21 protein-coding genes are annotated in these 20,260 nt (G+C 72.4%); 15 read left to right on the top strand and 6 right to left on the bottom strand.

Annotation, left to right across the window (positions count from 1 at the left end; translation table 11 throughout):
• Position 1 precedes the first annotated feature (1 nt).
• Both CW359_RS47070 and CW359_RS47510 read left to right on the top strand, forming a co-directional pair.
• On the top strand, positions 2-136 hold the full coding sequence (locus tag CW359_RS47070) for a hypothetical protein (RefSeq protein WP_269805581.1): 135 nt from the start codon (positions 2-4) through the stop codon (positions 134-136).
• Between the two features lie 10 nt (positions 137-146).
• The gene (locus tag CW359_RS47510; RefSeq protein WP_198655106.1) at positions 147-341 is read left to right on the top strand and encodes a hypothetical protein; all 195 of its coding nucleotides are present in this window, start codon (positions 147-149) and stop codon (positions 339-341) included.
• Here CW359_RS47510 and CW359_RS06110 read toward each other — a convergent pair.
• Positions 319-990, bottom strand: a complete 672-nt coding sequence (locus tag CW359_RS06110; RefSeq protein WP_105968721.1) for an ABC transporter — start codon at positions 988-990, stop codon at positions 319-321. The two genes, CW359_RS47510 and CW359_RS06110, sit on opposite strands and share 23 nt — an antisense overlap.
• Positions 987-1,898 carry an ABC transporter ATP-binding protein gene (locus CW359_RS06105; protein ID WP_105968720.1) on the bottom strand — a complete coding sequence of 304 codons (912 nt, stop codon included), beginning with the start codon at positions 1,896-1,898 and terminating at the stop codon, positions 987-989. Before CW359_RS06105 ends, CW359_RS06110 begins: the two co-directional genes overlap by 4 nt.
• A 79-nt stretch (positions 1,899-1,977) precedes the next feature.
• Here CW359_RS06105 and CW359_RS06100 point away from each other — a divergent pair, with 79 nt between their 5' ends.
• From CW359_RS06100 to CW359_RS06070, 7 genes are all read left to right on the top strand, one after another.
• Positions 1,978-2,718 (top strand): aminoacyl-tRNA hydrolase, encoded by a 741-nt coding sequence (locus CW359_RS06100; RefSeq protein ID WP_105968719.1) that lies wholly within the window; start codon positions 1,978-1,980, stop codon positions 2,716-2,718.
• Between the two features lie 85 nt (positions 2,719-2,803).
• A complete protein-coding gene (locus CW359_RS06095) occupies positions 2,804-3,415 on the top strand; it encodes a DUF4142 domain-containing protein (RefSeq protein WP_105968718.1) in 612 nt (203 codons plus the stop codon).
• A 120-nt stretch (positions 3,416-3,535) separates the two neighbouring features.
• Positions 3,536-4,348: a DUF4142 domain-containing protein gene (locus CW359_RS06090; protein ID WP_105968717.1), complete on the top strand. Its 813-nt coding sequence runs from the start codon at positions 3,536-3,538 to the stop codon at positions 4,346-4,348.
• Positions 4,349-4,477: 129 nt separating this feature from the next.
• Positions 4,478-5,917, top strand: a complete 1,440-nt coding sequence (locus CW359_RS06085; RefSeq protein WP_105968716.1) for an MbnB/TglH/ChrH family RiPP precursor modification enzyme — start codon at positions 4,478-4,480, stop codon at positions 5,915-5,917.
• A gap of 250 nt (positions 5,918-6,167) precedes the next feature.
• Positions 6,168-7,025 (top strand): DUF4142 domain-containing protein, encoded by an 858-nt coding sequence (locus CW359_RS06080; RefSeq protein ID WP_105968715.1) that lies wholly within the window; start codon positions 6,168-6,170, stop codon positions 7,023-7,025.
• A 94-nt stretch (positions 7,026-7,119) separates the two neighbouring features.
• Complete coding sequence (locus CW359_RS06075) at positions 7,120-7,938, top strand: TIGR04222 domain-containing membrane protein (protein WP_105968714.1); 819 nt, start codon at positions 7,120-7,122, stop codon at positions 7,936-7,938.
• 154 nt (positions 7,939-8,092) lie between these two features.
• On the top strand, positions 8,093-9,739 hold the full coding sequence (locus CW359_RS06070) for an alpha/beta hydrolase (protein WP_105968713.1): 1,647 nt from the start codon (positions 8,093-8,095) through the stop codon (positions 9,737-9,739).
• Between the two features lie 12 nt (positions 9,740-9,751).
• Here the strand turns inward: CW359_RS06070 and hemQ are convergent, their stop codons facing one another.
• Complete coding sequence (gene hemQ, locus CW359_RS06065) at positions 9,752-10,483, bottom strand: hydrogen peroxide-dependent heme synthase (RefSeq protein WP_105968712.1); 732 nt, start codon at positions 10,481-10,483, stop codon at positions 9,752-9,754.
• 4 nt (positions 10,484-10,487) lie between these two features.
• Complete coding sequence (hemG, locus tag CW359_RS06060) at positions 10,488-11,921, bottom strand: protoporphyrinogen oxidase (protein WP_105968711.1); 1,434 nt, start codon at positions 11,919-11,921, stop codon at positions 10,488-10,490.
• A gap of 197 nt (positions 11,922-12,118) precedes the next feature.
• Here hemG and CW359_RS06055 point away from each other — a divergent pair, with 197 nt between their 5' ends.
• The gene (locus CW359_RS06055; RefSeq protein ID WP_105968710.1) at positions 12,119-13,111 is read left to right on the top strand and encodes a DUF4349 domain-containing protein; all 993 of its coding nucleotides are present in this window, start codon (positions 12,119-12,121) and stop codon (positions 13,109-13,111) included.
• A gap of 27 nt (positions 13,112-13,138) precedes the next feature.
• On the top strand, positions 13,139-14,560 hold the full coding sequence (locus CW359_RS06050; protein ID WP_232838245.1) for an FAD-dependent oxidoreductase: 1,422 nt from the start codon (positions 13,139-13,141) through the stop codon (positions 14,558-14,560).
• Between the two features lie 83 nt (positions 14,561-14,643).
• Here CW359_RS06050 and CW359_RS06045 read toward each other — a convergent pair whose 3' ends face one another.
• Positions 14,644-14,967 (bottom strand): hypothetical protein, encoded by a 324-nt coding sequence (locus CW359_RS06045; protein WP_105968709.1) that lies wholly within the window; start codon positions 14,965-14,967, stop codon positions 14,644-14,646.
• 124 nt (positions 14,968-15,091) lie between these two features.
• Between CW359_RS06045 and CW359_RS06040 the strand changes: the two genes are divergently transcribed.
• A complete protein-coding gene (locus CW359_RS06040; protein ID WP_105968708.1) occupies positions 15,092-15,910 on the top strand; it encodes a rhomboid family intramembrane serine protease in 819 nt (272 codons plus the stop codon).
• Positions 15,911-15,931: 21 nt separating this feature from the next.
• Here the strand turns inward: CW359_RS06040 and hemE are convergent, their stop codons facing one another.
• Positions 15,932-17,026 carry a uroporphyrinogen decarboxylase gene (hemE, locus tag CW359_RS06035; RefSeq protein ID WP_105968707.1) on the bottom strand — a complete coding sequence of 365 codons (1,095 nt, stop codon included), beginning with the start codon at positions 17,024-17,026 and terminating at the stop codon, positions 15,932-15,934.
• Positions 17,027-17,210: 184 nt separating this feature from the next.
• Here hemE and CW359_RS06030 point away from each other — a divergent pair, with 184 nt between their 5' ends.
• The 3 genes from CW359_RS06030 to CW359_RS06020 all read left to right on the top strand — a co-directional run bounded on the left by CW359_RS06030 (position 17,211) and on the right by CW359_RS06020 (position 20,219).
• Positions 17,211-17,837: a DUF3000 domain-containing protein gene (locus CW359_RS06030; RefSeq protein ID WP_198655118.1), complete on the top strand. Its 627-nt coding sequence runs from the start codon at positions 17,211-17,213 to the stop codon at positions 17,835-17,837.
• Between the two features lie 277 nt (positions 17,838-18,114).
• On the top strand, positions 18,115-18,774 hold the full coding sequence (locus CW359_RS06025) for a helix-turn-helix transcriptional regulator (RefSeq protein WP_105968705.1): 660 nt from the start codon (positions 18,115-18,117) through the stop codon (positions 18,772-18,774).
• Positions 18,775-18,929: 155 nt separating this feature from the next.
• On the top strand, positions 18,930-20,219 hold the full coding sequence (locus CW359_RS06020) for a ribonuclease D (protein ID WP_105968704.1): 1,290 nt from the start codon (positions 18,930-18,932) through the stop codon (positions 20,217-20,219).
• The last annotated feature ends 41 nt before the right edge of the window (positions 20,220-20,260 follow it).

The following is a 20,260-nucleotide window of genomic DNA, read 5'->3' as shown; positions in this document are numbered from 1 at the left end:
CATGAGCGACGAGGACGAGTACGCGGAGTGCGTGCTGTGCCGGGAGCCGACCGAGTATCCGCGGGCGCAGAAGGGCAGCACGCTCTGCCCGGTGTGTGAGTGGCAGGAGGGGCAGCGCTCGGCCTGTTCAGGGTGAGCGGCGGGCCGTGAACGCGCAGGCCGTGGCAGTCGCCGCCGCGGTGAGCAGGGCCGCGCCGGCCAGCGGCAGCAACGGCACCGGGACCGAGCCCGCGCGCGAGCCGGTCACCAGGGACGTGATCGCCGACTGGGCCGGGGAGCCCGTCACCACCAAGGCCAACAGGACGCCGAGCATCATCTTCAGGGTGAGCGGCGGGCGGTGAGCGCGCAGGCCGTGGCGGTCGCCGCCGCGGTGAGCAGGGCCGCGCCGGCCAGCGGCAGCAACGGCACCGGAACCGTGCCCGCGCGCGAGCCGGTCACCAGGGACGTGATCGCCGACTGGGCCGGGGAGCCCGCCACCACCAAGGCCAACAGGACGCCGAGCATCATCGCGGGCACCGCGCGGCCGGGTGAGCGCAGCAGGGGCCAGGTCGTGAGCGCGCCGACGGCCGTGCCGAGCAGGGCGCACACCAGTGCGGCGAGCAGTCCGGCGGCGCCGGCCGGGAGGGGTTCCACCCGGACCTGGTGATCGGCGCTCGCCGGGTCGCTGATCAGGGTCACCAGGACGGTCGCGGCCGTGCCGAGCAGCGCGGCGGCGGCCAAGGCCACGAGGAGACACGCGAGGTGGGCCCGGCCGGGACCGACGGCCGCCGCCACGACGGCGCGGGCGGCGGGCGGCTCGTTGCCCGCGCAGATCCGCACCAGCCAGGCGGCCACCGGCAGTACGGCCGCCGCCGCGTACCCGAGCGAGTCGAGCACCGGCTGGCCGCCCTGCACGCCGACGGCCAGGAAGACCGCGTACAGGATGAACGGCGGCAGCCAGCGCTGCGAGCGCACGAGGAGGGCGGCCTGGTAGCGCAGGAGGGCGGTCATCTGGGGCCTTCGTCGGTGGTGAGCGGGGCGGGTGCGGTGGTGTGGTTCCTCGCGGGCGCTCCGGGGTCGACGCTCGCCACGTGCCAGGGTGGGCTGGCCGTGAGCAGGGCGCGGAGCACGACGTCCGAGTGGGTCCGGGGGACGGTGAGGCGGTGGCCGCCCGGTGCCGTGGTCTCCGCCCTGGACGTCGTCCACCTCAGCGCCTCGGCCGGGGGTTCCGCGCCGGGCGGGCCCTGCGCCTCGACGAGCAGGTGCGGGCCGCTGGGTTCCGGTGAACCGGCTTGTGCCGTACGGCGGTTGAGGCCGCCCTCGGTCACGGTGTACGTCGCGTCGGGTGCCCCCGCGAGCCGGGCCGGGTCGTGGTCGACGAACACCACCGAGGCGCCGGACGCGGTGAGTTCGGCGACGACCCGCTCCAACTCGGCCCGCGCGGCGGTGTCGAGGCCCGTCCAGGCCTCGTCGAGGACGAGCAGCTCCGGGGCGGGGAGGAGGGCCTGGGCGACGGCCACCTTCTGGCTGCTGCCCTTGGAGAGCTGGGCCATGGGGGTGCGGGCGTAGGCGGCTGCACCGAGGCGCTCAAGCCATTCGTCGGCGGCGCGGGCGGCGGTCGTACGGGGAAGGCCGTGGATGGTGCCGAGGTGGGTGAGGTAGCCGTGGGCGGTGAAGGGGAGTCGGGCGGGGAAGCGTTCGGGGACGTAGGTGGTGCGGGGGCGGCCGGTGAGGGTGCCTTCTGTGGGGGTGTCGATGCCGGCGAGGACGCGCAGGAGTGTGGACTTGCCTGTGCCGTTGGCGCCTTCGACGCGGGTGAGGGTGCCGGGGGCGAGGGTCAGGTCTATGTGTCTCAGGACCCAGGGGCCGCGTATGCCGTAGCGGCGGCCCACGTTGGTCAGGCGTAGATCGCTTTGCATGGGGTCATTCTGTCGTGGCGCGGCTGCGGGTTCGAGGTGGCTGGTCGCGCAGTTCCTCGCGCCCCTAGGGTGGGTCCTCGTGAGCCATGATCAGAGGTCAGCCGGGGACAGTCCTTTTCGGCCGGAGCCGTCGTCGCGCGACGAGGCGCCCCAGTTCGTTCTGCCCCTTGTCGCGCGGATCGAGAAGGGGGCGCCGCCCGCTCGTACGGACGCCCTGGAGACCGCCGCGCGGGCCGTGCTCGTGATCCTCGCCGATGAGCGGGCCGTCGGGGACGGGGAGTGGGCCCAGGTCATGCGGGACTGGCAGGACGCCCGGATCCGCAAGGTCGTGCGGCGGGCTCGGGGGGCCGAGTGGCGGCGGGCCGAGGCGCTGGACGGGATCACCGTGACCGGGAAGTCGGCCGAGGTGCGGGTGTTCCCGCCCGTACCGCTGGACGGCTGGCCCAAGGATCTCGCCCGGCTCCAGGTGTCCGGCACGGATCTGGACGATCCGGAGCCGCCGCTCGGGCCCGACCCGGCGGTGCCCGTGCTCTGGCTCAACCCCGAGCTGGACATGTCGGCGGGCAAGGCGATGGCGCAGACCGGGCACGGCGCCCAGCTGGCGTGGTGGGAGCTGTCGGACGAGGCGCGGGCTGCCTGGCGGGACGCCGGCTTCCCGCTCGCCGTACGGACGGCGGAGCCGGACCGCTGGCGTGAACTCACCGGCAGCGGGCTGCCGTTGGTCCGCGATGCCGGTTTCACGGAGATCGCGCCCGGTTCGGCGACCGTCGTGGCGGACCACCGTCCCCTGGGACGCACAGGTTTCAAACATCTTCGTTGAACATCACCGGGTCCCCGGCCGTACCTCCTGTCGCTGGCCAAGCAACATCTGCCCAACGACCAGTTGGTTCCCCCGGGAGGCTCCTTTGCCGCGCATCAACCACTCGGCCCTCGTCATCGCGGCCCTCACCACCACGGTGGCCGCGCTCGCGTTCCCTGTGTGGTCCTACTCCGACCGGTCCGGCACCGGGGTGTCGAACACGGCCGCCGGCACGGTGAACACCCAGTGGGGACCGCTGACCGCCTCGGACCGCAGTCTGATCGTGCGCGTCCGGCTGGCCGGTCTGTGGGAGGCGCCCGCCGGGGAGAAGGCGATGGCCAAGTCCAGCAGCGCCACCGTCAAGGAGGCGGCGGACCACCTGCTGGTGGGCCACGGCGACCTGGACGAGCGGGTGCGGAAGGTCGCCGCCCAGCTCAACGTGGAGCTGCCCAACCAGCCGAACGAGGCGCAGCAGGGCTTCCTGGCCCAGATGGACGCAGCCCCCGCGGGCAAGGAGTTCGACCGGGTCTGGGCGAGCATCCTGCGCAAGGCCCACGGCACGATCTTCCCGGACGTCGCGGCGATCCGGAACCAGACCCAGAACACGCTGGTACGTCAACTGGCGACGGACACGAACCAGACCGTGCTCGACCACATCACGATGCTGGAGAAGACCGGTGCGGTCGACTTCGACGCCATCGCCAACGGCCTGATCTGACTCGTGTACACGTGACGGCGGCCCGGGCCCGCTCGGTGTCCTGACCGCTTCTCACGTACGTCCCCCACCAGCCACGTACCAGTCCCCAACGCCCAGTTGGGTTTCCCCCGGGAGGCTCCCTTGCCCCGCATGAACGGCACGCTCCTCGTAGGCCTCGCCATCGCAGGCACCGTCGGCGCGCTCGCGTACCCCGTGTTCTACTCGTACCCGCACCGCAACGACGCCGCGACGGCCGCAGCCGCCCCGCTCGCCGGGGACACGGTGAACACCCAGTGGGGACCGCTGACCCCCTTGGACCGCGAACTCATCGTGCGTGTCCGGCTGGCCGGGCTGTGGGAACTGCCCGCGGGACAGCAGGCGATGCAGAAGTCCAGCAATCCCGCCGTCAGGGAGGCGGCCCAGCACCTGATCACGGGCCACAACGACCTCGACAAGCGGGCCCGGAACGCCTCCCAGTTGCTCGGTGTCCCGATCCCCAACGTGCCGAACGCACAGCAGCAGGGCTTCCTGGACCAGATGACGGCGGCCTCGCCCGCGGACTACGACAGGGTCTGGGCGCAACTCCTGCGGCAGGCACACGGCAACATCCTCCCGGTCGTCGCGACGGTGCGGAACCAGACCCGCAACACGCTCGTGCGTCAACTGGCCTCGGACACCAACCAGACGGTGCTCGACCACATCACGATCCTGGAGAAGACCGGCCAGGTCGACTTCGAGAAGATCGCCGAGAACGCCGCCGGGCCCAGCGCCAGTCCGACCGGTCCGCCGCCGCCGTCGCCCGGAGTGGTGCCGCCCGTCGCGCCCGCGGTGGAGCCGACCACCGACGTCGTCGTGAGCTCGAAGCCGTCGCCGACGACACCCGGCACGATCAACACCAACCGGCCGGAGGCCCCGGACCCCAACGCACTCCCCACCCAGACCCCGACCCCGTAGGCGGGCGGAAGCGGACAGGGGGCGGGCGGAAGCTCAAATGTTGCTCTGAAGGTCTCCCGGGAAGGGTTCGCTCCCGGGAGCCCGGGCCATCACTCCGTGGACCGATCAGGTCGGAGAAGGGGACGGACCATGAAGCGACCGGAGCGGCTGGGTACGGGCATCGGGTGGCGGCCGGAGATCGCGGACGCCGTGGAGGCCATGCCGGGCATCGACTGGGTCGAGGCCGTGGCCGAGAACCTCTGCCCCGGGCATCTCCCCGAGTCGCTGCTCCGCCTGCGCGAGCGCGGTGTCACGGTCGTCCCGCACGGTGTCTCCCTGGGCCTGGGCGGCGCGGACCGCCCCGCCGAGGACCGGCTCACCGCACTCGCCGAGCGCGCCGAGGCACTGGACTCGCCCCTGGTCACCGAGCACATCGCGTTCGTCCGGGCGGGCGGCCCGCTGACCGCCTCCCCGCTCCTGGAGGCCGGCCATCTGCTGCCGGTCCCCCGCACCCGGGACGCGCTCGACGTCCTGTGCGAGAACGTCCGTATCGCCCAGGCGGCGCTGCCGGTGCCGCTCGCGGTCGAGAACATCGCCGCGCTGATCGCCTGGCCGGGCGAGGAGCTGACCGAGGGGCAGTTCCTGTACGAACTGGCCGACCGGACAGGCGTACGACTCCTGATCGACGTGGCCAACCTGCACACGAACCACGTCAACCGGGGCGAGGACCCGGCGAAGGCCCTGGCCGAGCTGCCGGTGGAGGCCATCGCGTACGTCCATGTCGCGGGCGGCTTCGAACGGGACGGCGTCTGGCACGACAGCCACGCCCACCCGGTCCCGGAAGCGGTCCTCGACATCCTCACGACCCTGGCGTCCCGGGTGAGCCCACCCGGCGTCCTCCTGGAACGGGACGACAACTTCCCCGAGGCGACCGAGCTGGAGCGGGAGCTGGTGGCGATCCGGGGAGCCCTGGCACGGGCCACGTCCACCCGGACCCGGACTCCGGCACAGCCCGAACCGAAGTCACCGACCGACAAGACGCACGCTCCGGCGACAGCCACACCGAAAACCCCGGCCGCGCCGAAGGCACCGATCGCCGCGCAGGCGCCGGCCGGCGATGCGGTCGACGACAGCCACGGCGCCACCCCCGGCGACAGCCCCGCCGCCGCTCACGAACCCGTCCGGCAGCGTCTCGCCCTCGCGCAGGCCGCCCTGTTGTCCGCGCTCGTCGCGGGGACGCCTGTGCCGGAGGGGTTCGACCGGGTGCGGCTCGGGGTGCAGGCGCGGGCGCTCGGGGCGAAGCGGGCCGATGTCGTCGCGAAGGTCGCGCCGGAGCTGCCCGAGATCCTCGGGGACGGCTACCGGCCCGCCTTCCTCACGTACGCGCACGGGCACCCCATGTCCGACGGCTACCGGCACGACGCGCTGGACTTCGCCGCCCATCTGCTGCTCGGCGAGCAGCCCTCGGACGCCGACAGCCGACGGCGGTTGCGCGAGTGGTGGCTGGACCGCTCGGGCCCGGCCCCGCGCTCCCAGCGCCCCACGGCCCGGCTGGCCCGCGCCACCCGCCGCGTACTGCTGCGCCGCTGAGCCGCCCCGCCCCCAACCGCCGCGCACTGTGCGGCGGTTAACAGCGCGGTGGCTTCATCTCACCTCCGGTGGCTATTTGTTGGCGTTTCAGGTGGTTTGTACGCGGCGTGCGCTCCCCCATCCGGCGTCCGCCCCCTCCCCCACAGCCCTTCCCCCTCGTACGGCAGTTGACGTAGGGCCCGGAGTAGAATGCCGACTTCGTGCCCGAAGCGCATTAGCGTGCGGTGCCGCAACAGGAGGCAAAGGCACCATGCGATCCATCCAACGTCCCGGCCTGGGCGGCACCGGGCTCATCCTCTCGGGGCTGGCGGCGACCCTCGCCGCGCTGATCTTCCCGGTCTGGTCGTACACGGACCGCGCCGGGACCGGTGCGGACGTCCTCAACGCCCAGTCGGTGTCCACCCGGTTCGGGCCACTGTCCGCGCTCGACCGCGAGTTCCTCGTCAAGGTGCGGCTCGCCGGACTGTGGGAGCTGCCCGCCGGCCAGCAGGCCCAGCAGCGCGGCACCACCGAGGCCGTACGGATCGCGGGCCGCCATCTGATCGAGGGGCACATGTTTCTCGACGAGCGGGTCCGGGACGTGGCCTCGCGGCTCGGGATCGAACTGCCCAACCAGCCGAACGAGCAGCAGCGCGGCTGGCTGAGCACCATGGACGCCTCCCAGGGCCAGGAGTACGACCGCCAGTTCGCCAACCTGCTGCGGATGGCGCACGGCAAGGTCTTCTCGGTCGTCGCGCAGGTCCGCGCGAGCACCCGCAACTCCCTGGTCCGGGCGCTGGCCGACGACGCCAACAGGACCGTCCTCGACCACATCCAGGTCCTGGAGGCCACGGGCTACGTCGACTTCGACGCCCTGGCCAACGACATGGCCGCCGCGAGCACCCCGCCGCTCACCAACTCCCCGGCCCCGCCAGGACCGGTGCCCGCCCCCGCGTCCGCCGTCCCGGTGACACCCTCCCCGGCCGCGACCTATCCGCTGCCGCCGCCCGCGACCGGCCCGCCCCCGGAGGTCGGCGAGATCGTGGAGTTCGCGGACCCGACCTGGCCCACCGACCCCTCGGAGCCCGCAAGGGCTGCCGAGCCCTCCGAGGCTGTCGAAGCGCCCTGATCCGGCCATCGCCCATACGGCGCGTATCGGCCATACCTCGTCCATATCCTGAAAGCCCATGGCGTTCCCGGCACCCTTCGCATAGAACAACGGCATGTTCTGGTCCTTCCTCCTGCTGCTGGCCTGGATCGCCGCCGGTACGGCGTGCACCCGGCTCTGTCTGGCCGCCGTCCACTCGACGGCCGCCGATCCGGACGCGGGCCCCGGCGGACGCGGACACGACCTGACGCTGTACGAGGCCGCCTTCCTGTCCGGCGGACCGGCCCGGGTCGCCGATCTCACCCTGGTGTCGATGGCCCGCCAGCGGCGCCTGCTGCTCGCCCACACCGGCTGGGCGACCGTCGTCGACCCGAGCGGACGCGACGAGATGGAACGGTCGGTGATAGGCGCCATCGGACCGGAGGGCCAGTCCCGCATCGCTCCGGTACGCCGGGCCGCGGCCGGCACCGAGGCCGTACGGGGGCTCGCGGACCGGCTCGTCGCGGCGGGCCTGGCCGTGCCCGACGGCGCCCGGCGCGGGATCGCCTTCGCGGTCCGCCAGGTGCGGGCCGCCGCACTGACCGTCGTCGCGCTGGGCACGGTCGCGCTGCTGCTGCCGGGACGCGGTTCCGTACCCCGCGACCTGGTCGCCCTCTGGTTCGCGCTCCCCCTGGTCCTCAGCCTGAGCTGCCTCGCCATCGCCCGCGTCGAGGTGCACCCCTACTCGCGCTGGGCGTCACCCGCCGGACAGCGCCTGCTCACCACCCTGTCCCGGCGCACCCGGACCGCCGGCCACCACGGCACCGGCGACGAACGCACCTACCTCACCTCCGTCGCCGTACTGGGCGTCCGCGCGGTCGGCGAGCCCGATCTGCGCGCGGCCTTCGCACACCGCGAACCCCTGGACGCCACCCTGCGCGAACGCCTGCGCTGACCGGCCCACTCCCCGCCGCCCCGCCGTCCCCGGCGCCCGGGAGGTGTGCGGGGGCGCATAGGAGTGCTCGCGGCGACACCGGGCGGGCGGTGCTTGCCTTCACCCACCGGCGCCCGAAACATCCCTTCTGTTGCCCCACCGAAGGGATACGCGAATGCGAGCTGCCGCCCTGTACACGGCTGCCGGGTCCTTGCTGCTGACCACCCTGGCCGCCGCCCCCGCGGACAGCGCCCCGGGCCTGCCCGACCGCCCGGGCGGCCCCGGCTCGGCCGAGTTCCGGGGCTCCGTGCGGGCCGCGGCGCGCGCCGAGGCGACCGGGATCGACTTCGGGAAGTGCCCACCGGAGGAGGAACTGCCGGACAGTCTGCGCTGCGGCACCGTCACCGTGCCGCTCGACTACGCGCACCCCGACGGCAAGCAGATCAAGCTCACCGTCAGCCGCGCGGAGGCGACCGGCCGGGACCCGCGTAACCCCGAGCACAAGGTGGAGCGCCAGGGCGCCCTCGTCTACAACCCGGGCGGCCCCGGCGCCTCCGGCATGTTCTTCCCGATGATCGGCGTCATCCCGGAGTGGAAGCGCATCGCGGGGGCGTACGACCTGGTCGGCTACGCCCCGCGCGGGGTGGCCCGGTCGGCGCCGCTGTCCTGCAAGGACCCGAAGCACTTCTTCAAGGGCCCCACCCAGGCACCGCTGCACCCCTCGGAGTCGTACAAGCTGGAGCGCATCGCCGAGGCGAAGGCGTACGCGCGCGGGTGCGCCGAGCGCTCGGGCGACGCGCTGCGCCACTACCACTCCCTCAACAACGCCCGTGACCTGGACGTCATCCGCGCCGCCCTCGGCGAGGACCGGCTGACGTTCATGGGCGCCTCGTACGGCACCTACTTCGGCGCGCTGTACGCGACGCTGTTCCCGTCGCACGTACGGCGGATGGTGTTCGACTCGGTGGTGAACCCGGACCCGGGCGGCATCTGGTACCGCAACAACCTCGACCAGTCGGCCGCGTTCGAGGCCCGCTGGGCGGACTTCCGGTCCTGGGTGGCCAGGCACAACGACGTGTACGACCTGGGTGCTACGCCGGAAGCCGTACTGCAGAGCTACGAGAAGGCGGCGGCCAGGCTCGCCGCCGAGCCGGCCGGCGGGCAGGTGGGCCCGGGCCAGTTGCAGGGCGCGTTCCTCCAGGCCGGGTACTACGACGACTACTGGCCGCACCGCGCGCACGCCCTGTCCGCCTACCTCAAGGGCGATCCGCAGCCGCTGATCGACCAGGCGGCGCCGGTGACGGAGGCGGCCGTGGAGGCGGAGAACGGCAACGCGGTCTACACGGCCGTCGAGTGCAACGACGCGTCCTGGCCGACGGACTGGCGGGTCTGGGACCGGGACAACACCCGGCTCGCGCGCACGGCGCCCTTCGAGACCTGGGACAACGCGTGGATGAACCTGCCGTGCGCCTACTGGCAGGCGCCCCGGCAGACCCCCCTCGACGTGCGCACCGGCCCGGGCGAGCTGCCGCCGGTACTGATCCTGGCGGCCGAGCGGGACGGCGCGACCCCGTACGCGGGCGCCCTCGAACTGCGCCGCCGGCTGCCCGGCTCGGCCCTGGTGACCGAGCGGGGCGCGGGCACGCACGGCATCGCGGGCGGCCCGAACCAGTGCGTCAACGCCCACCTGGACGCGTACCTGCTGACGGGCCGGCTGCCGGTGCGGGGCACGGACTGCGCGCCGCACCCGGAGCCGCGCCCGGCGGCCCCGGTCAGCCGCTCCCGGCAGACCGCAGGCGGAAAGGCCACCCAGGGCGCGTGAAGCGACCGGCCGTCAGGCGAGACCGGCGACCAGCTCGCCGATGTCCTTACGACGCCCGGTGTAGAACGGCACCTCCTCGCGGACGTGCATCCGGGCCTCGGAGGCACGCAGGTGGCGCATGAGGTCGACGATGCGGTACAGCTCGTCGGCCTCGAAGGCCAGCAGCCACTCGTAGTCCCCGAGGGAGAACGAGGCGACCGTGTTGGCGCGCACGTCCGGATAGCCGCGGGCCATCTTGCCGTGGTCCGCGAGCATCCGGCGACGGTCCTCGTCGGGCAGCAGGTACCAGTCGTACGAGCGCACGAACGGGTAGACGCTGATGTAGTTCCGGGGCGTCTCGTCGGCCAGGAACGCCGGAATGTGCGAGCGGTTGAACTCGGCGGGGCGGTGCAGCGCCATGTTCGACCACACCGGCTCCAGGGCGCGGCCCAGCTTCGTCCGGCGGAAGAGGTTGTACGCCTCCTGCAGCTGGTCGGCGGTCTCGGCGTGCCACCAGATCATCAGGTCGGCGTCGGCGCGCAGCCCCGAGACGTCGTAGGTGCCACGGACGGTCACGTCCTTCGCGGCGAGCTGGTCGAACAGCTCCTGGACCTCGTCGGCGTAGCCCGCGCGGTCCTCGGGCAGGACGTCCTTCAGCTTGAAGACGGACCACAGGGTGTAGCGGATGACCTCGTTGAGGTCCTTGGCCAGCTTGCCCTTGTTCGGGATCCGGCCGGACTCGGTGGTGGGGGCGTCGTCACTCATGCGCCTATTCTCCCGCTCCGCCGGAGGCGCTCGGCACCGGGGCACCGGTCAGCCGCTCGACTGCCGCGTAGGCGCTCGCGACGGTCGCCGGGATGCCGACCCCGTCGTACGCGGCGCCGCACACGGCGAGGCCGGGCAGCTTGCCCACGTGTTCGCGGATGCGGGTCACGCGCGCGTGGTGGCCGACCGGGTACTGGGGCAGGCCGTCGGTCCAGCGGGTGACGCGGGTGTCGAGGGGTGTGCCGTCCAGGCCGGTGGCCTCGCGCAGGTCGTGGCGTGAGACGTCGACCAGGTCGGTGTCCTCGCGCTCCAGGATCGCCGTCTCGCCGTAGCGCCCCACCGAGGTGCGCAGGACCAGTACGTCCGGGTTCTCGTCGGCGATCCAGCCCCACTTCTGGGAGGCGAAGGTGGCTGCCTTGATGGTGCGGCCGTCGACCGGCGGCACCAAGAAGCCGCTGCCTTCCGGGAGTTCGACGTCCGCTCGGCGGTAGGCGAGGGTGATCAGGGCCATCGACGCGTACTCGACAGCGCCCAACTCGGCGGCGGCGCCGGGTGCTTCGGGTCGCAGCAGCTCGGCGGCCACGGGTGCGGGTACGGCGACGATCACGCCGTCGGCGTGCAGGACGCGCTCACCGGCGACGATCCGCCAGCCCTCCGCTCCGCTGCGGCGCAGCTCGGTCACCGGTGTCCCGGTGACGATCTCGCCGCCCCGCGCGCGGACCGACTCCGCGACGGCGAGCGGCAGTCGGCCCACACCGCCCTGGATGCCCATGAAGACCGGGCCGGACTGCTGGGGGGCGGCGGCCGTCCTGTCCTGGATGCCGCGCACGCCCTCCGTGAGGGACGCGTACCGCTTCGCCACCTCGAAGAGCTGGGGCACGGCCGAGCGCATCGAGATGCGGTAGGCGTCGCCCGCGTACACCCCGCCGAGCAGCGGCTCGACGAGCCGGTCGACGACCTCGCGGCCGAGGCGCGCGGCGACGAACTCCCCGACCGCCACGTCGTCCCCGACCTCCGTGCGCGGCAGTTCGGCGTCCCGCCCGATCCGGGCCAGCCCCTCGTCCGAGAGGACCCCGGACAGGGCCGAGGCGTTGCCGGGGACGCCCATGACGTGCCCCTTGGGGAAGGGCCGCAGGGCGCCCCGGGTCCAGATCGAGGCCGTCGAGGTGGCGGGCGGCTGGAGGCGGTCGTCGAGGCCGACCTCGCGGGCGAGCGCGACGGCTTCGGGTCTGCGCGCGAGCATCGACTCGGCGCCCAGATCGACCCGGGCGCCCGCGATCTCGCCGGGCAGCAGCTTGCCGCCGACCCGGTCGGACGCCTCCAGGACCGTGACCAGGACGCCCCGGTCCAGCAGCCGGTGGGCGGCGGCCAGACCCGCGATCCCGCCCCCGATGACGACGACATGCCCGGCACCCGCACGGGCCTCCACTGCGCTCATGTCTCCACCCTCTCAGACCCCACTGACACTCCCCTCGGCGCACACCGCGCCCCGGTGTCCGGCACGAGTCCCGACCGTGACCTCATCGGAACCGGAACCGGCCAACGTCCCGAACCCCTCGGGCGTCGAAGGAGCGTCAGCCGTGCACCACGGCGGCCCAAGACGGTCCGACGACAACCCTCGGGGGGACCCACAAGATGAACACCCTGCTCACAAGCCGTACCCGCCCGGTCCAGGCACTGGCGGGAATCCTGCTCGCCGCCGGTCTGCTGCTCACCGGCTGCACCGGCGCCGCCGACGACGCCTCGACGGCGAGCGACGCGGGCGGCGGCGCCAAGCAGGCCGCCTCCGAGGCCCTGGAGGAACAGGCCGACAGCGACAGCAAGCCGGGCGGCGGCGAGGGCAGCGGCTCCCAGGCCAGCACGGCGCCGCAGCCCGCCACCGGCCCGCACATCATCCGTACCGTCTCCGTCTCCGTGCAGGTCAAGGACGTGTCGAAGGCCCTGGCCAAGGTCCGCACCGCCGCGCAGAACGCGGGCGGCTACGTCGGCAGCGAGGCGACGACCCTGAGCGAGGAGGACGGCGAGGAGGGCGGGGAGGGCAGCGAGAGCACCGACGTCGTCCTGCGGGTGCCGGTCGGCGAGTACGAGAAGGTCCTCGACGCCCTGGAGGGCACCGGCAAGCTGCTGCACCGCGAGGCGGAGGCCACGGACGTCACCGAGCAGGTCGTCGACGTGGAGAGCCGCATCACCACGCAGCGGGCCAGCGTGAACCGCATCCGCGAACTGATGGACCGGGCCACCAAGCTCTCCGACGTGGTCACCCTGGAGGGCGAGCTGAGCCGCCGCCAGGCCGACCTGGAGTCGCTGCTGGCCCGCCAGTCCTCCCTGAAGGACCGCACGACCCTGGCCACGATCAACCTCTCCCTGTCCGAGACCCCCGCCAAGGAGTCCGACGAGGACGAGGACCCCGGTGTCCTGGACGCCCTTTCGGGCGGCTGGAACGCGTTCGTGTCGATGCTGCGCTGGATCGTGGTGGCCGTCGCCGCCGTACTGCCGTTCGCGGCGGTGGCGTTCCTGCTGCTGTTCGCCTGGCTGCGCCTGACCCGCACCCGCAGGCACAGCTCGGCCCCGGCGACGGCGGCGGCCCCGAGCCCGGCGCCCCAGCCGAACGTCCCGGACCAGGACTGAAATGCACGGTCCCCGTAGCGTGTTCGTATGACCATGAGCGCGAGCGATGAGCGTACGAGGGACACGGACCGTGGGACCGAGCGGCTGGTCGTGATCGGCGGCGACGCGGCGGGTATGTCCGCCGCGTCGCAGGCCCGCCGCCTCAAGGGCCCCGACGAGCTGGAGATCGTGGCGTTCGAGCGCGGCAACTTCACCTCCTACTCGGCGTGCGGCATCCCCTACTGGGTGAGCGGCGACGTCCCGGACCGGGACCGGCTGATCGCCCGTACGCCCGAGGAGCACCGGGCCCGCGGCATCGACCTGCGCATGCGCACGGAGGTGACGGAGATCGACGTCCCGGGCGGCCGGGTACGCGCGCGTGCCCTGGACACGGGCGTCGAGTCATGGACGTCGTACGACAAACTGGTGATCGCCACGGGAGCCCGCCCGATCCGCCCGGCACTGCCGGGCATGGACGCCCCCGGGGTGCACGGCGTGCAGACCCTGGACGACGGCCAGGCCCTCCTGGACACCCTGGCCGGCACCGGGGGCCGGCGCGCGGTCGTGGTCGGCGCCGGGTACATCGGCGTGGAGATGGCCGAGGCGCTCATCAACCGCGGCTACGAGGTGACGGTCGTCAACCGCGGCAAGGAGCCGATGTCCACGCTCGACCCGGACATGGGCCGGCTGGTGCACGAGGCGATGGAGGGCCTGGGCATCACCATGGTGAACGACGCCGAGGTCACCAAGCTGCTCACGGGCGAGGACGGCCGCGTACGGGCTGTGGTGACCGACGACGCCGAGTACCCGGCGGACGTGGTCGTGCTCGGCATCGGCGTACGCCCCGAGACAACGCTCGCCCGTGCCGCCGGGCTCCCCCTGGGCGACCACGGAGGCCTCCTCACCGACCTGTCGATGCGGGTGCGGGGCCACGACGACATCTGGGCGGGCGGCGACTGTGTGGAGGTCCTGGACCTGGTCTCCGGCCGCGAACGGCACATCGCCCTGGGCACGCACGCCAACAAGCACGGCCAGGTCATCGGCGCGAACGCGGGCGGCGGCTACGCCACGTTCCCCGGGGTCGTCGGCACGGCCGTGAGCAAGGTCTGCGACCTGGAGATCGCCCGCACCGGCCTGCGCGAGAAGGACGCGCACCGGGCGGGCCTCCGCTTCGAAACGGTCACCATCGAGTCGACGAGCCGCGCGGGCTACTACCCAGGCGCCGCCCTGATGACGGTGAAGATGCTCGCCGAACACCGCACCGGCCGCCTCCTCGGCGTCCAGATCGTAGGCCGGGAGGGCGCGGCAAAGAGGGTGGACGTCGCAGCGGTGGCCCTGACAGCACAGATGACGGTAGAACAGATGACCGCCTTGGACCTGGGCTACGCGCCCCCGTTCTCCCCGGTCTGGGACCCGGTACTGGTAGCGGCGAGGAAAGCATCAGCGGCGGTGCGAACCAAGACACGCTAGGGGCAGCTGTCCTAGGGGCGCGGGGAACTGCGCGACAAGCCACAACGCACCCGCACCCGGCACCGAACAGAACCCCCCACCCCCTAGGCCGTCCCGTTGATCCGATCAATAGCCTGCCGAGCCTGCTCAGCCGGGGGCCGGGACGGCAACGAGGACACAGAAGCCGACGCCGAAACAGCAGGCGGCGCCTGAGAAACCGCAGGCTTCGCGTGCGCACCCAGCCCACTGGACCGCAGCCGATGGCTGACAGCCTCGTCCAGCGACACCGGCCGCTGCATCTGCGTGGCCAACCGCCCCGCCTCCTGGCCGAGCCGCGCCACGTCCTCCCAGGGCAGGTGGACCACCAGGGCCAGTTCGGCCTCTCCGTTGGGCAGAGCCACCATCGGAGGAGTCACTCGGTCGTTCATCGCCTGTTCCTCACGTCGTCCCCGCAGCGCGCCTTCGCCGTGCCGCGGACGTTGAGGACAGATACGGACACACGCACAGCCGCGTTCACCGATTCACGGGACGCATCGCGGGCACTACTTCCTTGTGGTCATCCCCGTCCATGACGTGAACCCCGCGAACCGCACCCCCTGGGTCACGTACGCGCTGATCGCCGCCAACGTCCTCGTGTTCCTCGCCATGCCCGGCACAGCGGGCTCGGTGACGGGCGAGAGCGCCCTGGCCCAGCTGTGCCATCTCCAGGCCTTCCTGGACCACTACGCCGCCGTGCCCCGGGAACTGATCCACGACCAGCTCCCGCGCATGGTGCCGACGGGCGAGGTCGGGATCGGCACGGGCGGCCCGGGCTGCGTGATCGGCCCGCCGACGTACGACAAGTCACCGGTCCTGTCCGTCCTCACGGCGATGTTCCTGCACGGCGGCTGGCTGCACCTGCTGGGCAACATGCTGTTCCTGCTGATCTTCGGCAACAACATCGAGGATCGCCTGGGACACGTGCGGTACCTGCTCTTCTACGTCGTCTGCGGCTACGCGGCGTCCTACGGCTTCGCGCTCGTCAACGCCGACTCGGCCGACCCCCTGATCGGCGCCTCCGGGGCCATCGCGGGTGTCCTGGGCGCCTATCTGGTGCTGTTCCCGAAGGCCAGGGTGTGGGTCCTGGTGCCCTTCCTGATCTTCCTGCCGCTGCGGCTGCCGGCCTGGCTGGTGCTGGGCTTCTGGTTCGTGCTCCAGGCCGTGTACTCGTCCGGCGAGGGCGTCTCCGAGGCCGGCACCGTGGCGTACGCCGCCCACATCGTGGGCTTCCTCGCGGGCATGCTGCTCGCCTGGCCGCTCAGGGCGGGCACCCCGCCGCCGCCCGAGCCGGGCCGCCTGCTGTGGGGCAGGCGGGCACGGCATACGTGGTGACGGGCGCCGACTCCCGCGGCGTCAGCGGGCGGTGTTCGTGTGGACGTACTCCACGAGGCGCGTGAGGGCGTCCGGAGGCGTGTTCGGCATGACGCCGTGGCCGAGGTTGAAGACGTGGCCCTCCAGGCCCTTCGCGGAGTCGAGGACCTCGCGCGTCTTGGCCTCGACGGCCTCCGTGGAGGCGAACAGGACCGTCGGGTCGAGGTTGCCCTGGAGCGCCTTGCCGGGGCCGATCCGGCGGGCGGCCTCGTCGAGCGGGACGCGCCAGTCGACGCCCATGACGTCGACCCCGGCCTCGCTCATCGGGGCGAGCAGCTCGCCGGTGCCGACGCCGAAGTGGATGCGCGGCACGCCGTACCCCTCGACGGCCTTGAGGACCTTCGCGGAGGCGGGGAGCACCGAGCGGCGGTAGTCGGCCGGGGAGAGGGCACCTGCCCAGGAGTCGAACAGCTGGACGGCGCTGGCGCCCGCCTCGATCTGGACCTTGAGGAAGGCGGCCGTGATGTCGGCGAGGCGGTCGAGGAGGTCGGCCCAGAGCTGCGGGTCGCCGTACATGATCGCCTTGGCGTTCTCGTACGTCCGCGAGGGGCCGCCCTCGACGAGGTAGCTGGCGAGGGTGAAGGGCGCTCCGGCGAAGCCGATCAGCGGGGTGGCGCCGAGTTCGCGGGTGAGCAGGCCGATCGCCTCGGTGACGTACGAGACGTCCTCGGGGGTGAGGTCGCGGAGCTGGGCGAGGTCCGCGCGGGTGCGGATCGGCTTCTCGACGACCGGGCCGACGCCGGGCTTGATGTCGAGGTCGACACCGATGGCCTTGAGCGGGACGACGATGTCGCTGAAGTAGATCGCCGCGTCCACCTTGTGCCGGCGTACCGGCTGGAGGGTGATCTCGGTGACCAGCTCGGGCCGGGTGCAGGACTCCAGCATCGGGATGCCCTCGCGGACCTTGCGGTACTCGGGCAGCGAGCGCCCGGCCTGGCGCATGAACCACACGGGTGTGTGCGGCACCGGCTCGCGTCTGCACGCCTTCAGGAAGGCGGATTCCTGCACGGCGTCGTTCTTGACGGCGGCGGGCGTCGCTGTCGGCTGCCGGCCCGCGGGGCTCTGGTTCGCGCTCACGACCCAAAGTCTCGCACGCCCCACCGACAGCCCCTGCCGACAGTCCCTCGAACGGTCCGGCCGGCGGTCGCGACCGTACTGTGGCCCGTCCCACGGGTGTCCCTCCGCGCGCGGAGGCCTGGTTCCCCTTAATCTTCCCCGCATGGCTGCGGCTCAGGGACGACTGTCGGACGGCGCTGGCGGGATGGACGACGCGAAGGAGGGGGACCGGGATGCGGTGGAGACGGCTCCGTTGCCCTTCCGGGCGGCCGTCGACGCCTTGCGGTCCGCGCGGCTGAGGCCGCAGATCGAGATCGAGCCGACGCGGGCGCCCCAGCGTCTGGCGCCGTACGCGTACGCGCTGGAGGCGGCGGTCGTGGACGGCGAGGAGGATCTGGCCGACGGCCGGCTCGTCCTGCTGCACGACCCGGCCGGGCACGACGCCTGGCAGGGCTCCTTCCGGCTGGTGACGCTGGTGCGCGCCGAGCTGGAGCCGGAGATGGCCGCGGACCCGCTGCTGCCCGACGTGTGCTGGTCGTGGCTGACGGGGGCGCTCCAGGCGCGCGGGCTGTCGTACGGCGAGGCCAGCGGCACGGTCACGCGCGCGAGTTCGCACTACTTCGGCGGGATGTCGGAGCGGCCGGCCGCCTCCCAGATCGAGATCCGCGCCTCCTGGACGCCCCGTGAGGGCCTCGGCGGCGTCCCGGACACCGCGTCCCATCTGGCCTCCTGGTGCGACCTCCTGGCCCAGATCGCGGGCCTGCCACCGGCCGCCCCGGGCGACGCGTCGGTGGTGACGCTGCCTCAGCGGCGGGGCCCGCAGTCGCGCTGAAGTCCTGAGAACGGCCTTGCGGTACCCGGACGGGTACCGCAAGGCCGTTCTCTTTTGTCGTGGATCGGCACGCCGTCTTTAGTAGCTCTTTGTCGATACGGCCACTTTCGGCCGCGTATCGACGTTGAGCGAAACCGTTCGATCTTCGGATGATCGATCGCGTGTCCGAATTGCTCGGATTGTTACTCACCAGATCGTGATCTTTCTCTAAAGGAGCACAGGTTTGATGCCGAAGACCTCTGTGACCTTGAAAGCACGCCGCACTCCAGGAGGCCTGGTGTCCGTTCTTCTTGAGCAGCCCGCAAGCCTGGTCGCCTACCGCCCGAACAAGCCGACCGCCATGGTGGTCGTGGCCGACCCTCGCGTCCGCTCCACCGTCACCCGCCATCTGTGGGCGCTCGGTGTACGCGATGTGATCGAGGCCTCGTCCATCGCGGAGGCTCGTCCCCGCATCGGCAACCCCCGCGACATCTGCGTCGCAGACGTCCACCTCCCCGACGGCAGCGGGCTCACCCTGCTGTCCGAGACCCGTGCCGCGGGCTGGCCCAACGGCCTGGCCCTGTCCGCCGCCGACGACATCGGAGCCGTGCGCAACGCCCTCGCGGGCGGTGTGAAGGGTTACGTCGTCACCGGCACCCGCAACAACGTCGGGCTCCCCAGCCGACCGGGCGCCGCCCCCATGGGCGCCGGCGCCCGTATGCACCGCCGCCCCCCGGGTGCCCCGAGCCACCCGGGCGGCTACCGCGAACTGTCCGGCCGTGAGGTGGAGGTCCTGCGGCTGGTCGCGGAGGGCCAGTCGAACAAGGCGATCGGCGTCTCCATGGGCCTGTCCGCGCTCACCGTCAAGAGCCACCTCGCCCGGATCGCCCGCAAGCTCGGCACGGGCGACCGCGCCGGGATGGTGGCGGTGGCTCTCCGAACCGGGATCATCCACTGAACCTCACTGAACAATGATCAACGACCATCACTGACCACTGATCACCGACCGAATTCACTGACACGTGTGACACGTGACTGGTTTACGACCCCAAGGCGCCCGTCGACGGAACGTTCCGTCGGCGGGCGCCGTCGATACACAGATACCCTTGACAGGTGACCGAAGCCCAAGAGACCGCAGCAGACAGCTCACTGCGAACCACCGGAGGCGCTCCTCCGGACGACAACGGATCTTCTGAGGCTCAGGCGCCGATCCCCCTCCTCGAACCGCGCGACGGTATTCCGCCAGTCGTCGCGGACGAGAACACCCTCGCCGAGGTGATCGCCGCGTTCGCCGCGGGCACCGGTCCCGTCGCCGTCGACGCCGAACGCGCGTCCGGTTATCGCTACGGTCAGCGTGCCTATCTGGTGCAGCTGCGGCGCGAGGGCGCCGGTACCGCGCTCATCGATCCCGTCGCCTGTCCCGACCTCTCGGGCCTCGGCGAGGCGCTCGGCGGGGTGGAGTGGGTGCTGCACGCCGCCACCCAGGACCTGCCCTGTCTCCGCGAGATAGGCATGATCCCCGCCCGACTGTTCGACACCGAGCTGGCCGGACGGCTGGCCGGGTTCCCCCGGGTCGGCCTCGGCGCGATGGTCGAGGGCGTCCTGGGCTTCGTACTCGAAAAGGGTCACTCCGCGGTCGACTGGTCGACCCGCCCGCTGCCCGAGCCCTGGCTGCGGTACGCGGCACTCGATGTCGAACTCCTGGTCGACCTGCGGGACGCGCTGGAGAAGGAGCTGGACCGGCAGGGCAAGCTGGAGTGGGCCAGGCAGGAGTTCGACGCCATCGCGTCGGCGCCGCCGGCCGAGCCGCGCAAGGACCCCTGGCGGCGTACGTCCGGTATGCACAAGGTGCGTCGGCGCAGGCAGCTGGCTGTCGTACGGGAGCTGTGGGAGACCCGGGACCGGATCGCGCAGCGCCGGGACGTGTCGCCGGGCAAGGTGCTGTCGGACGCGGCGATCGTCGAGGCCGCGCTCGCCGTGCCGGCGAACGTGCACGCGCTGGCGGGGCTGACCGGGTTCGGGCATCGGATGGGGCGGCGGCAGCTGGAGCAGTGGCAGGCGGCGGTGGACCGGGCGAAGACGGTTCCCGACTCGCAGTTGCCGCAGCCGGGGCAGCCCGTGGTCGGGCCGCCGCCGCCGCGGGCATGGGCGGACAAGGATCCGGTGGCGGCGGCTCGGTTGTCCGCGGCGCGGGCCGCGGTCTCGGCACTGGCCGAGGGGCTGAATATGCCTCAGGAGAATCTGATCACTCCGGACACGGTGCGGAGGGTTTGCTGGGAGCCGCCTGTCGTTTCCGACGCGGAGTCCGTCGCGGCGGCGCTTGAGGGATTCGGTGCGCGGGCTTGGCAGGTGGAGCAGGTGACTCCGGTGCTGGTATCGGCGCTTTCCGCCAAGGCGCCGTAAGGGTTCTGTTGTTCGGCGGGTGCGGGTGCGTCGTGGTTGCT

This window comes from Streptomyces geranii, from assembly GCF_002954775.1.
Lineage (GTDB): Bacteria > Actinomycetota > Actinomycetes > Streptomycetales > Streptomycetaceae > Streptomyces > Streptomyces geranii.
This window is presented reverse-complemented; position numbering and strand designations above follow the sequence as displayed.